Origin of the sequence: Micromonospora sp. A200 (genome assembly GCF_029893845.1) — a bacterium.
Classification (GTDB): Bacteria; Actinomycetota; Actinomycetes; order Mycobacteriales; family Micromonosporaceae; genus Micromonospora; species Micromonospora purpureochromogenes.
Window position 1 is genome coordinate 1 of record NZ_JARXXY010000010.1, and the last position, 12,776, is coordinate 12,776.

Annotated in this window: 9 protein-coding genes, 1 tRNA gene and 3 pseudogenes; 4 read left to right on the forward strand and 9 right to left on the reverse strand. The window is 73.1% G+C overall.

Annotation, left to right across the window (positions count from 1 at the left end; all coding sequences use genetic code 11):
- Nucleotides 1-305 precede the first annotated feature (305 nt).
- Nucleotides 306-1,103 carry an alpha/beta hydrolase gene (locus M2302_RS11770; RefSeq protein ID WP_280837959.1) on the reverse strand — a complete coding sequence of 266 codons (798 nt, stop codon included), beginning with the start codon at nucleotides 1,101-1,103 and terminating at the stop codon, nucleotides 306-308.
- Between the two features lie 376 nt (nucleotides 1,104-1,479).
- On the opposite strand from M2302_RS11770, the pseudogene M2302_RS11775 reads away from it, so the two are divergent.
- A pseudogene (locus tag M2302_RS11775) lies at nucleotides 1,480-1,770 on the forward strand (crosslink repair DNA glycosylase YcaQ family protein); the annotation flags it as partial.
- An 83-nt stretch (nucleotides 1,771-1,853) separates the two neighbouring features.
- Here M2302_RS11775 and M2302_RS11780 read toward each other — a convergent pair.
- The 6 genes and pseudogenes from M2302_RS11780 to M2302_RS11800 all read right to left on the reverse strand — a co-directional run bounded on the left by M2302_RS11780 (nucleotide 1,854) and on the right by M2302_RS11800 (nucleotide 6,261).
- A tRNA-Val gene (locus M2302_RS11780) sits at nucleotides 1,854-1,928 on the reverse strand.
- 93 nt (nucleotides 1,929-2,021) lie between these two features.
- Nucleotides 2,022-2,489 carry a peroxiredoxin gene (locus M2302_RS11785; protein WP_210776123.1) on the reverse strand — a complete coding sequence of 156 codons (468 nt, stop codon included), beginning with the start codon at nucleotides 2,487-2,489 and terminating at the stop codon, nucleotides 2,022-2,024.
- 82 nt (nucleotides 2,490-2,571) lie between these two features.
- On the reverse strand, nucleotides 2,572-3,009 hold the full coding sequence (locus tag M2302_RS11790) for a DUF3052 domain-containing protein (RefSeq protein ID WP_154942662.1): 438 nt from the start codon (nucleotides 3,007-3,009) through the stop codon (nucleotides 2,572-2,574).
- A 111-nt stretch (nucleotides 3,010-3,120) separates the two neighbouring features.
- Nucleotides 3,121-5,070 (reverse strand): annotated as a pseudogene (locus M2302_RS11795) (transketolase C-terminal domain-containing protein); the annotation flags it as partial.
- Nucleotides 5,071-5,391: 321 nt separating this feature from the next.
- A pseudogene (locus tag M2302_RS33110) lies at nucleotides 5,392-5,730 on the reverse strand (transketolase); the annotation flags it as partial.
- A 51-nt stretch (nucleotides 5,731-5,781) separates the two neighbouring features.
- A complete protein-coding gene (locus M2302_RS11800; RefSeq protein ID WP_280837961.1) occupies nucleotides 5,782-6,261 on the reverse strand; it encodes a MarR family winged helix-turn-helix transcriptional regulator in 480 nt (159 codons plus the stop codon).
- An 82-nt stretch (nucleotides 6,262-6,343) separates the two neighbouring features.
- Between M2302_RS11800 and M2302_RS11805 the strand changes: the two genes are divergently transcribed.
- Both M2302_RS11805 and M2302_RS11810 read left to right on the forward strand, forming a co-directional pair.
- Nucleotides 6,344-6,931, forward strand: a complete 588-nt coding sequence (locus M2302_RS11805) for an NADPH-dependent FMN reductase (RefSeq protein WP_280837962.1) — start codon at nucleotides 6,344-6,346, stop codon at nucleotides 6,929-6,931.
- 194 nt (nucleotides 6,932-7,125) lie between these two features.
- On the forward strand, nucleotides 7,126-8,790 hold the full coding sequence (locus M2302_RS11810; protein ID WP_280837963.1) for an alkaline phosphatase D family protein: 1,665 nt from the start codon (nucleotides 7,126-7,128) through the stop codon (nucleotides 8,788-8,790).
- 139 nt (nucleotides 8,791-8,929) lie between these two features.
- Here M2302_RS11810 and M2302_RS11815 read toward each other — a convergent pair whose 3' ends face one another.
- Nucleotides 8,930-9,334 carry a YjbQ family protein gene (locus M2302_RS11815; RefSeq protein ID WP_280837964.1) on the reverse strand — a complete coding sequence of 135 codons (405 nt, stop codon included), beginning with the start codon at nucleotides 9,332-9,334 and terminating at the stop codon, nucleotides 8,930-8,932.
- A gap of 23 nt (nucleotides 9,335-9,357) precedes the next feature.
- Nucleotides 9,358-9,822, reverse strand: coding sequence for a hypothetical protein (locus M2302_RS11820; RefSeq protein ID WP_280837965.1), 465 nt, complete (start codon nucleotides 9,820-9,822; stop codon nucleotides 9,358-9,360).
- 182 nt (nucleotides 9,823-10,004) lie between these two features.
- Here M2302_RS11820 and aceE point away from each other — a divergent pair, with 182 nt between their 5' ends.
- Complete coding sequence (gene aceE / locus M2302_RS11825; protein ID WP_348529417.1) at nucleotides 10,005-12,749, forward strand: pyruvate dehydrogenase (acetyl-transferring), homodimeric type; 2,745 nt, start codon at nucleotides 10,005-10,007, stop codon at nucleotides 12,747-12,749.
- Nucleotides 12,750-12,776 lie beyond the last annotated feature (27 nt).

Sequence of the window (12,776 nt, forward strand, 5' to 3'; positions counted from 1 at the left end):
CCGGGCGCGGGCCACCCCGCGCGAGCCGCCGGGGGGGGGTGGCGGGCCGCGCCGGGGGCAGACACCGGGCCCCCGGGGGGGGGGGGGGGGGGGCGGGGGGGGGGGGGCCCGGGCCCCCCCCACCCGCCACGGTGCTGGGGGCGGACGGAACCACGAGCGTGATACCTCAGCGGCATATTGATACCTCTGAGGTATCACCCGCTCAACGGTCACCCGGCCCATCAGCTCGGGTTCGGTCACCCGGGGCGGTGATCGGTATCGGAGCCGGGACCGGCCCCGAGCGGGGCCGGAGCCGGCCGGGTCGCTCACTGCGGTGCGCGGACCTCGTGGGTGAGGAACGGCAGGACGGCGGCGGGCAGGGCCGGTGCGGCGACGATGTCGTAGTGGGTGAGGCCGGGCAGCACGGCCAGCCGGGACGCCGGCCGGTCGGTGCCGTCCCAGCCGGCGTCCCGCCGGCCGCCGCCGAGCAGCCCGAAGAACTCCGCCATGTGGGTGACCGGGATCGAGTCGGCGTCGGCGTAGACCAGCATGGTGGGCACGGTGAGGGCGGCGACCTCGGCCGACCAGTCGTACTCGCGGCGCAGCAGGTCGCCACCCTTGGCCCAGAGCCGCGGCCAGTCCTCGGGGCGGGGCGCGACCCGCGCGTACAGCTCGTGCGGGGGCGTGCCCCGCATCTGCTCACCGATCCGCCCGTCCTGGCCGGCCATCGCGGCGAGCACCTCGGGATACCAGCCCTGCCGCCGGCACGGGGTGGAGACCAGCACCAGCCGCCGGATGAGCCCGGGATGCTGGATCGCGGTACGCAGCGCCACCCCGCCGCCGAGGGAGTAGCCGAGCAGGTCGACGCCGGGCAGGTCGAGGTGCCGCAGCAGGGCGGCGACGTCCTCGGCCATCGTCTCGTACCGCAGTGGACGGTCGACGTCGGCGGTGCGCCCGTGCCCCTGCAGGTCGACGGCGACCACCTGCCGCCGCTGCGCGAGGACGGGCAGGACCGGGGCGAACATCTCCACCGCGCCGTACCCGCCGTGCAGCAGCACCAGCGGCCGGCCGCTGCCGTGCGTCTCGTACCAGAGGTGCAGACCGTTGACGTCCGCGTAGCTCACCGGCGGTGCCTCCCGTTCGTCCCCGTGCCGCCCCCATCCTGACAACGCCCTACGACGCCGCGCGGACCCGTCGTCCAGCCTCGGTTCGTGGCGGTCCACGAGCTCTCCCGCATCGACGCGCGCCGCATCGCCGTGCGGGCGCAGCTCCTGGACAGTTCGCGGCCGGCCCACCTGCCCGACCTGGTGCGCCGCCTGACGCTGCTCCAGATCGACCCGACCGCCGCCATCGCGCCGAGCGCCGATCTCGTGGCGTGGAGTCGCCTCGGGTCGTCGTACTCGCCCGCCGAGCTGGAGGCGGCCCTGGCGGACCGGACCCTGCTCGAGCTTCGGGGCGATGATCCGGCCCGCCGAAGACCTGGCCCTCTACCGCGCGGAGATGGCCGAGTGGCCCGGGCGCGGGGAGCTGCGCGACTGGCAGGAGGCCAACCGGGACTGGGTACGGGCCAACGACGCGTGTCGGCGCGACATCCTCGACCGGCTCGGCGCGATGGGGCCCCTGCCGTCACGCGACCTTCCGGACACCTGCGCGGTGCCGTGGAAGTCGAGCGGGTGGACCAACAACCGCAACGTCACCCAGTTGCTGGAGTTCATGGTGCGGCGGGGCGAGGTCGCCGTCGCCGGGCGGAAGGGCTCTCCGGGTCGACGCGATCCACGAGGACGTCGCCTTCGACCGGACCGTGACCGCCGCCGTCGAGGGCGAGCTCAGGGAGCTGGCCGACTGGCTCGCACTGGATCTCGTACTGCGGTGAGTGGTGGGCGCGGCAGGTTTCGAACCTGCGACCCCCCGCTTGTAAGGCGGGTGCTCTCCCACTGAGCTACGCGCCCGGAACGCCCCGTACGGCGGGCCGGAGGGTGGCAAGCTTACCTGCCGGCCTCCGGCCCGGTCGAACGGTGTGCCCGGTTAGCGGCTGTCGGGCGTCAGGCGGCGACGGCCTCCGCGAGGGCCTTGCGCCAGCCCTCCTGGTCGCGCGCCTCGCCCGGCATGTTCATCTCGGCGAACCGGACGACGCCGGCCTTGTCGATGACGAAGGTGCCCCGGTTGGCGATGCCGGCGACGTCGTTGAAGACGCCGTAGGCCTGGGCGACCGCCCCGTGCGGCCAGAAGTCGGCCAGCAGCGGGAACTGGTAACCCTCCCGCTCGGCCCAGATCTTGTGGCTGTAGACCGAGTCGACGCTGACGGTGAGCACCTGGACGTCGTCGTTGACGTACTCGTTGAGGTTGTCCCGCACCTCGCACAGCTCGCCCTGGCAGATGCCGGTGAAGGCGAGCGGGTAGAAGACCAGCAGCACGGTGCGCCTGCCCCGGAAGTCCGAGAGCCGGACCTCCTGGTTGTTCTGGTCCTTGAGCACGAAGTCCGGCGCCTCGGCGCCAACCTCGATGGGCATGCGAGCTCCTTGGGTTGAGTCTGGAGGTGGGAACAGCCTGCCACACCCGGCGGCGACCGCCGGCGGGCCACAGGCGGCGGAACTACTTCTTGCCCTTGGACCCCCGCCGCAGCACCAGGCGGGCACCACTCCAGTCCCGGCCGGCGTTGATCGTCGAGGTCTGCTGGAGCCCAGCGGTCTGCGCCGACTCGGCGACCTCGCTCGGCTCGACGTGCCCGTCCCGGCCGGCCTTCGGGGTCAGCAGCCACACGACTCCGGCGTCGGCCAGCGGGCCGAGGGCGTCGACGAGGAGTTCGAAGAGGTCACCGTCGCCGTCGCGGTACCAGACCAGCACCGCGTCGACCACCTCGTCGGTGTCCTCGTCGACCAGATCTCCACAGCGGTCGGTCAGGGCGTCGCGGAGATCCTGGTCGACGTCGTCGTCGTACCCCATCTCCATGACGACCATCCCCGGCTCGATCCCGAACCGGTCCGCCAGGCTGCGTACCCCGTCGGCGGCCTGACCTGCGGTCGCGCTCACTGTCGCGTGCCTCCTCATCTCATCCCTGCTCGCGGCGTCGGGCGACGCCGTCAGGCAAAGTCCACACAGTTGCGGGCCCACGCGCAAGTGGCGCACCGGGTGGAACGGAATTTACCGTGCCAGCAGCGTACGGGCACCCTGGGTAATGGCTTCCTCGGAGACCAGAACCTGACGGGCGGCCGGACCTAATGGTACAAACGAGTCGACTCCGGCTACTCGCCGCGCGGCACCCACATATCCGGCGTCGACCAGCGCCGCGATGATCCCCTCGCCGACGCCGCCGGACCGGCGTGTCTCGTCCACCACCAGCACCCGGCCGGTCGCCGAGGCCTCACGGATGATGTCCGCCACCGGCAGCGGGGCCAGCCACCGCAGATCCACCACCCGGGTGCCGATCCCTTCGTCGGCCAGGACGGCGGCGGCCCGCAGCGACATCCGCACCCCGTTACCGAAGGTGAGGATGGTGACATCCTGGGCCGAGCCGACGCCGTAGACCCGGGCGCGGCCGATCGGCACGTGCCCGGCCGTCCACCCGCCGGGCTCCGCGTACTGCCCCAGCCACTCGCCGTCGCCGGGTTCGTACAGGTCGCGGGTGTGGTAGAGCGCGATGGGCTCCAGGACGACGCAGACGCTGCCGTCCACCGCCGCGGCGGCCAGGCAGGTGCGCAGCAGCGGCGCGGCGTCGTCCGGCCGCGCCGGCACCGCGATCACCAGGCCGGGCACATCCCGGAGTACGGCCACCGAGTTGTCGTTGTGGAAGTGCCCGCCGAACCCCTCCTGGTACGCCAGCCCCGGCACCCGCACCACCATCGGGTTGCGGAACGCCCCCTGCGAGAAGAACTGCATGGTGGCCGCCTCGCCGCGCAGCTGGTCCTCGGCGTTGTGCAGGTACGCCAGGTACTGGATCTCCGGCACCGGCAGCAGCCCGGCCAGCCCGGCCCCCAGGCCCAGCCCCAGCACGGAGGTCTCGTCGAGCAGCGTGTCGAAGACCCGCGCCGGGCCGAACTTCTCGCGCAGCCCCTTGGTCACCCCGTACACCCCGCCCTTGGCGGCGACGTCCTCGCCGAAGACCGCCAGCTGCGGATGGGCGAGCAGCCCGTCGGCCAGGGCCGCGTTGATGCTCTGCGCGAGGGTGAGCGGGCCGGCCAGCTCCGGCGGCTTCCCGCCGAACGCCTCGACGCGGGCGCCGGCCCCCGACCCGCCGGCCCGCGCCGCCACCTCCGCCACCGCCGCGGCGACCCGGGCCGGCCGGCGGGGCGCGAGCGGGGCCACCACCTCGGCCGCCGTGGCGAGCTTGGGCTCGTCGAGCACCTCCTCGGCGATCCGGCGGATCTGCCAGCCGCGCTCGTCGTACCGGGACAGCAGTTCCCCGCCGGTGGCCAGTCCCGCGTCGACCAGCAGCCGGGCGGTGGCGAGCACCGGGTCGCGCGCCTCGTCCGCGGCGATCTCGGCGGCGCTGCGGTAGGCGCTCTCCGCGTCCGCGCCGGCGTGCCCCAGCAGCCGTACGGTGCGCAGATGCAGCACCGCCGGCCGCCGGTGCCGGCGCACCCAGGCCGCCGCCTCGGCAGCCACCCGATACGTCTCGACCGGGTCCGCGCCGTCGGCGGCGAACCAGCGCAGCCCGGGCCGGGCCCGCAGGGTTCGCTCGACCCAGCCCTGCGGCGAGCGGACGCTGATGCCCAGCCCGTTGTCCTCGCACACGAAGAGCACCGGGATGCGCAGCCCGGTGTGGTCGTACCAGCCGGCGGTGTTCAGCGCGGCGGTGGCGCTGGCGTGGTTGACCGAGGCGTCGCCGAAGGAGCAGACCACGATGGCGTCGCGCGGCCAGGGCGAGCGCGGCGGGGCGGCGGCGACGTCCCGACGGCCGGCCGTCTCCACCCGGCGCAGCCGCTCGAGGGCCAGGCCCAGGCCGACCGCCCGGGGCAGGTGCGAGGCGATGGTGGAGGTGGTGGGCACCACCGCCAGGTCGGCCCGGCCGAAGACCTTGTGCCGGCCCCCGGCGAGCGGCTCCCGCGTCGAGGCGACCATCCCGCGCAGCACGTCCCGCGCGGCGGCGGCGTACGCGTCCGGCTGGACCGCGCCGAACGCCGGGCCGCCCGAGGTCGCGCCGCCACCGGCAGCCGGGTCGTCGGTGGGGTCCGCGACCGGATCGGTGGGGGCGGGGACCGCCTCGGCGGTGCCGTCCGCGCCGACCTGGTAGGCGGCCGCGCCCATGAGTGCGCCGCCGACCGGGGACGACTCCGGGCGGGCCGTCCGCTCGTCGGACGGCTCGTCACCCACCACCGGCGACGTGGCGTCATCGGGGGCGCCGGCGGGCTCGGGGGCGCCGGCGGTGGGCGTGGCCTCGTCGTCGCCGTCGGCGGCCGGGAACTCGCCGGCGGCCCGGGCGGCGCGGGCGCAGTAGAAGGCGCCGGAGCGGTAGTGCAGCAGGGCCGGATCGGTGGGACGCAGCGCGGCGGCGACGGCGGCGTTCGCCTCGTGCCCGGCCGAGCCGATGGTGTAGAAGCCCTCCCCGAAGCTGCGCAGCCAGCGGCCGGCCAGGTCGAGCTGGCGGCTGGTGACCTGGGCGTCGAAGAGGGCGAGCAGCTGGTGCCCGGTCAGCGCGACGCCGTCGCGGACCGGCTGCGCCGGGTCACGTCGCCGCTCGGGCTCGGGCAGCGCGCCCAGGCTCTCCCGGAACCGGTCGTCGAGATGCTGCGCGGTGGTCACGTCGATCAGCATTACCGACGGAGGCCAGGGTCGCCCACTCGGACACGATCCGCCCGGCCGGGCTCACTCCGGGCCGCACTGCTCCGGGCAGCCGCCGTCGGACACCTTCCAGACCAGTTCGCGCAGGGTGGCCAGCTCGTCGGTGCTCAGGCCGGCGAGCAGTCGTGAGTCGCTCATCACCTGGTGCACCCGCTCCCGCATCCGGCGGCCGGCATCCGTCACGACCAGCGTCTTCTGCCGCCGGTCGGCCGGGTCGACCCGGCGTTCGACCAGGCCGGCCTGCTCCAGCTTGTCGACCAACGCGGTGACGTTGGACCGGTCGCAGCGCAACTGCTCGGCGAGGTCCCGGGCGGGCAACGGCCGGTCGGGGTCCAGCTCGTGCAGGGCGCGGGCCGCCGCCGGGGTCAGCCCCAGCTCGCCGACCTCGACGTCCTGGTAGTGCCGGATGGCGGAGGCGATGTGCATGATCCGGCGCACCGCGTCCCCGGCCAGCCCGGAGCGGTCGCCCAGGTCGGATCCGGTGGGAACGGTGCTCTGCGTCATGTCTCACATCCTACTTGCGGGCAAATAGTTGAGCGGCTCTACTATTGGCAAGCTCACGCATCTGCGACCGAGAGGCTCCACCATGTCCGACCTCACCGTCCTCGCCATCTCCGGCAGCCTCCGCGAGGCGTCGTTCAACACCGCGCTGATCCGGGCCGCGCAGCGGCTCGCCCCGGCCGGCCTGACCATCGAGCAGTACACCGGCCTCGGCGCGATCCCACCGTTCAACCAGGACGTCGAGCCCGAGCCGTCGGCGGCCGTGCTGGACCTGCGGGAGCGGATCGCGGCGGCGGACGGCCTGCTCATCGCCACCCCCGAGTACAACTACGGCGTACCGGGCGTGCTGAAGAACGCCCTCGACTGGGCGTCGCGCCCCAGCTTCCCGATCACCTCGTGGGTCTCCCCGCTGGCCCACAAGCCGATCGCCATCGTCGGCGCCGCGCCGACCGGGATGGGCACCGTCCGCGCCCAGCTCCAGCTGCGCCAGCTCTTCCTCTGGACCGACTCCGCGGTGGTCACCAAGCCGGAGATCATCGTCACGAACGCCCACGAGAAGCTCACCGAGGACGGCGGGGTCAAGGACGAGACGACCGAGACGCTGCTGCGCGCCCTCCTCGACGCCCTCGTCACCAAGATCCGCGTCACCCAGCTCGCCGCCGCCACCGCCTGACCCGCCAGCCCCGGTCGATCACGAGGTTGGCGACGTCAGGAGGATCGGCAGGCCGCCAACGTCGTGATCACCGGGGGTGGACGCCCTGCTGTTCCTCAAGTGTCGGCGGGGTGTGGCGCTGGGCGTCACCTGACGGTCACGCACGCTCGCGACGCTTCCCGGGCCGGTACGGAACCGGACCCTGGGGAGGAAACATGGCACTGTCCCGACGTGCTGTCCTGATCACCGGCGCGGCGCTCGGCGCGGTCGGCGCGACAACCGGCCCGCCCGCCGCGGCCGCCGGCGCGGACCACTCGGCGGGACCGGTCGGCGGGGCCACGTTCCGCCGGCTGGCCTGGCCGTTCACCCTCGGCGTGGCCTCCGGCGACCCCGACCACGAGGGCTTCGTCCTGTGGACCCGGCTGGCGCCGCAGCCGCTGGCCGAGGACGGCCTCGGCGGGATGCCCCGCCGGTCCGTGGAGGTGCGCTGGGAGGTCGCCGCGGACGAACGCTTCCGGCAGGTGGTCCGGCGGGGCACGGCGACCGCCCGCCCCGAATCGGCGCACAGCGTGCACGTCGAGCTGGCCGGTCTGCTGCCCGGCCGGGAGTACTTCTACCGCTTCCAGGCCGAGGGGCACACCTCACCGGTCGGGCGGACCCGGACCGCCCCGGCGCCGTGGACCCTGCCCGCCGCTCTGGCCATGGGCTTCGCCTCCTGCTCGCACTACGAGCAGGGCTGGTTCACGGCGTACCGGCGGCTGGCCGAGACGGAGCCGGAACTCATCCTGCACCTGGGCGACTACCAGTACGAGTACGCGCGGGAGTTCGGGCCGAACCGGCCGCGCGGCCACGAGGGCCCGGAGACCCGCACGCTGGCCAACTACCGGCAGCGGCACGCCCAGTACAAGAGCGACGCGGACCTGCAGGCCGCGCACGCGGTCGCTCCCTGGGCGGTGGTCTTCGACGACCACGAGGTGGAGAACAACTGGGCCGACGAGGTGCCCGAGACGCCGGACCCGGACTTCCCTGCCCGGCGGGCGGCGGCCTTCCAGGCGTACTACGAGAACATGCCGCTGCGCCGCAGCTCGGTGCCGCGCGGCATCGACATGCAGCTCTACCGGCGGCTGCGGTGGGGCCGGCTGGCCACCTTCCACCTGCTCGACACCCGGCAGTACCGCGACGACCAGGCCTGCGGGGACGGCTACCGCGACTGCGCGGCGGCGGCCGACCCGGCCCGGTCGATCACCGGCGCCGAGCAGGAGGCCTGGCTGCTGGACGGGTTCCGCCGCTCCGAGGCCCGCTGGGACCTCCTCGGCCAGCAGGTCTTCTTCGCCCAGCGCGACCGGGACGCCGGGCCGGTCACCGTGACCAGCATGGACGCCTGGGACGGGTACGTCGCCTCCCGGGACCGGATCACCCGCGGCTGGGTCGCCGCCGGGGTGCGCAACCCGGTGGTGCTCACCGGGGACGTGCACGCGCACTGGGCCAGCGACCTGAAGCTGGACTACGCCGACCCGACCTCGCGGACGGTCGGCAGCGAACTGGTCTGCTCCTCGGTGACCTCGGGCGGGGACGGCTTCGACTCCGCCAGCGGCTCGCACCCGTGGCTGACGACCAATCCGCACCTGCGCTTCCAGAACAACCTGCGCGGCTTCGTCCGCACCACCATCACCCCCGGCCAGCTGAAGGCCGACTTCGCGGTGCTGCCGTACGTGAGCCGGCCGGACGCGCCCGCGTACACCCGCGCCTCGTTCGTGATCGAGGACCGGGTGCCCGGGCTGCACCAGACGTACGACCGGCCTCCCGCGCCCACCGCCCGCCTGGCCCCCGGCATCGACCAGGACCGGTACACGGTCGAGACGGAAACCTCGCGTCCCTGACCCCCACCCCTTCCCCGGGGCGCCCTCCGGGCGCACCCCTCTGGGCGCACTTTCACGGAAAGAGTGGCCATTCCGCGCGGGATGGCCACTCTTTCCGTGAAAGAGGGTCCCCGAGGCGGCCCGGGGACGGGGACGCGGGTCAGGCGGGGAGGAAGGAGAAGCGGACCTGGCGGGTGGGGTTGTCGCCGTTGCTGTCGACCAGGGTGAGGGACTGCCAGGTGCCCAGCGCCAGGCGGCCGTCGAGCACCGGCAGGGTCGCGTACGGGGGCACGAACGCCGGGAGCACGTGGTCGCGTCCGTGCCCCGGCGAGCCGTGCCGGTGCCGCCACCGGTCGTCGGTGGGGAGCAGGTCGTCCAGCGCGCGCAGCAGGTCGTCGTCGGAGCCGGAGCCGGTCTCGATGATCGCCAGGCCGGCGGTGGCGTGCGGCACGAAGACGTGCAGCAGCCCGTCGCCCTGGCCGGCGACGAACCGCTCGGCCTCGGCGGTGATGTCCTGGACGGTCGGCCGGGACCCGGTCCGGACGGTGATCACCTCACTGCGCATACCGCGCATTCTGCCGCACCGGCTCAGCAGCTGCCGCCGCCTCCGCCGTCCGAGCCGCCCCAGCTCGATCCGCCGCCGTCCGAGCCGCTGTGGGAACCCGACCCACCGTCGGAGCCGCCCCAGAAACCGGACCCGCTCCAGAAGCCAGAGCCGCCGCCCCGGCCGGAATCCGACGGGCCAGGTTCCGACGGACTCCAGCCGGAGTCCGACGGGCCGGGGTCCGGGACGTCGCAGCCGGGGTCCGCGCCGGCGTCCCCGTACGGCCCCGCCGCGTACCAGCCGGCCGCCGCGTCGTCGGCGCGGGACCGGCGGCGGGGACGGCGGGCGTCGCGGGCCAGTCCGACGACGAGCAGCAGCGCGAGCGCGCCCAGTGCCACGAACCCCACCATCTCCGGCCTCCCCGCCAGCAGGCCGGCGAGCCCCACCGCCATGCCGGCCACGCCGGCGACGACCGTCACGAGCCCCAGGAGCACCAGTCGCCATCGCATGCCCGAAGGGTAGGGACGGCGGACAAGCGCCCGGTCGACTAGCGCATCGGCCAGTTGCGCAAAGTTACTGACGGGTACCTGTGTTGAGCGTCGCGTCTGGGGGAGCTAGACGTGACGACGGGTGCCACCAGGGGGCAGGATGGCGCTAGAGACCTATCCCACACACAACCGAGGGAACGCCTGTGGCTACGGAACGCAAGCGCCCGGTGATCACCGCTGGTCTGCCGAGCCAGCTTCCGGACATCGACCCTGAAGAGACCGGCGAATGGGTCGAGTCACTCGACGGTGTCATCGACGAGCGCGGAACCAAACGCGCCCGCTACGTCATGCTGCGCCTGCTGGAGCGGGCCCGCGAGCGCCAGGTCGGGGTGCCGTCGCTGACCACCACCGACTACATCAACACCATCGCTCCGGAGCGCGAGCCGTGGTTCCCGGGTGACGAGCACATCGAGCGGCGGATCCGGGCCTACATCCGGTGGAACGCGGCGATGCTGGTACACCGGGCGCAGCGCCCGGAGATCAGCGTGGGCGGGCACATCTCCACCTTCGCCAGCTCCGCCTCGCTCTACGAGGTGGGCTTCAACCACTTCTTCCGGGGCAAGAACCACCCTGGCGGCGGCGACCACATCTACTACCAGGGTCACGCCTCCCCCGGCATGTACGCGCGGGCGTTCCTGGAGGGGCGGCTCAGCGAGGACCAGCTCGACGGGTTCCGGCAGGAGCTGTCCCACCCGGGCGGCGGGCTGCCGTCGTACCCACACCCGCGGCTGATGCCGGACTTCTGGGAGTTCCCCACCGTCTCGATGGGGCTCGGCGGCCTGAACGCCATCTACCAGGCCCGGTTCAACCGGTACCTGCAGCACCGGGGCATCAAGGACACCTCCGACCAGCACGTCTGGGCCTACCTTGGCGACGGCGAGATGGACGAGCCGGAGACCCTCGGCGCGATCGGCGTGGCCGCCCGCGAGGAGCTCGACAACCTCACCTTCGTGATCAACTGCAACCTCCAGCGGCTGGACGGACCGGTCCGCGGCAACGGCAAGGTCATGCAGGAGCTGGAGGCGTTCTTCCGGGGCGCCGGCTGGAACGTGATCAAGGTGGTCTGGGGCCGGGAGTGGGACCCGCTGCTCGCGGCGGACACCGACGGCGCGCTGGTCAACCTGATGAACACCACGCCCGACGGCGACTACCAGACCTACAAGGCGGAGTCCGGGGCGTACGTCCGGGAGCACTTCTTCGGCCGCGACCCGCGGACCCGCAAGATGGTCGAGCACCTGAGCGACGATGAGATCTGGAACCTCAAGCGGGGTGGGCACGACTACCGGAAGCTCTACGCGGCCTACAAGGCGGCGATGGAGCACACCGGCCAGCCGACGGTGATCCTGGCAAAGACGATCAAGGGCTGGACGCTCGGCTCGCATTTCGAGGCCCGCAACGCCACCCACCAGATGAAGAAGCTGACGCTGGAGGACCTCAAGCTCTTCCGCGACCGCCTCTACCTGGACATCCCAGACAAGGCGCTGGAGGAGAACCCGTACCTCCCGCCGTACATCAACCCCGGCGAGAAGTCCGACGAGATCGCCTACCTGAAGGAGCGGCGCCAGCAGCTCGGTGGCTACCTGCCGTCCCGGCGGACCAGCACCAAGCGGCTGACCATCCCAGGCCCGGAGCGGTTCGCCGACGTCAAGCGCGGCTCGGGCAAGCAGAAGGTGGCCACCACGATGGCCTTCGTCCGCCTGCTCAAGGACGTGATGAAGGACAAGGAGTTCGGCAAGCGCTGGGTGCCGATCATCCCGGACGAGGCCCGTACCTTCGGCATGGACTCGCTCTTCCCGACGGCGAAGATCTACTCGCCGCACGGCCAGCGCTACACCTCGGTCGACCGGGAGCTCTTCCTGTCGTACAAGGAGGCCACCGGCGGGCAGATCCTGCACGAGGGGATCAACGAGGCCGGCTCGGTCGCCTCGTTCACCGCGGCCGGTTCGTCGTACGCCACGCACGACGAACCGATGATCCCGATGTACATCTTCTACTCGATGTTCGGGTTCCAGCGCACCGGCGACGGGCTCTGGGCGGCGGCGGACCAGATGGCCCGCGGTTTCCTGCTCGGTGCCACCGCCGGCCGGACCACGCTCAATGGTGAGGGTCTGCAGCACGAGGACGGGCACTCGCTGCTGCTCGCCGCCACCAACCCGGCGGTGGTCGCCTACGACGCGGCGTTCGCGTACGAGCTCGCGCACATCCTGGAGAACGGCCTGCACCGGATGTACGGGGACGCTCAGGAGAACGTCTTCTACTACCTGACGGTCTACAACGAGCCGATCCTCCAGCCGGCCGAGCCGGCCGGCGTGGACGTCGAGGGCCTGCTCAAGGGCATCTACCGCTACTCCCCGGCGCCCGAGGTGGGCGGGGACGTGCCGAAGGCCAACATCCTGGCCTCCGGCACCGGCATGCAGTGGGCGCTGCGGGCGCAGGAGCTGCTCGCCCAGGACTGGGGGGTGGCCGCCGACGTCTGGTCGGTGACCTCCTGGACCGAGCTGCGCCGCGACGCGGTGGAGTGCGAGGAGCACAACCTGCTCAACCCGGGCAGCGAGCCGCGGGTGCCGTACATCCAGCAGAAGCTGGCCGACGCCGACGGGCCGAAGGTCGCGGTCAGCGACTGGATGCGCGCGGTGCCGGACCTGATCTCGCGCTGGGTACCCGGCGACTACACCTCGCTCGGCACCGACGGCTTCGGCATGTCGGACACCCGGCACGCGCTGCGCCGGCACTTCCACGTCGACGCCGAGTCGGTGGCGGTCGCGACGCTGCGGCAGCTCGCGCTGCGCGGCACGGTGCCGGCGAACACGCCGGCCGAGGCGGCCAAGAAGTACGCCCTCGAGGACGTCACCGCCGCCCCGGTCGGCGAGACCGGCGGCGACAGCTAGTCCCCGCGTACGACGGACGGGCCCGGC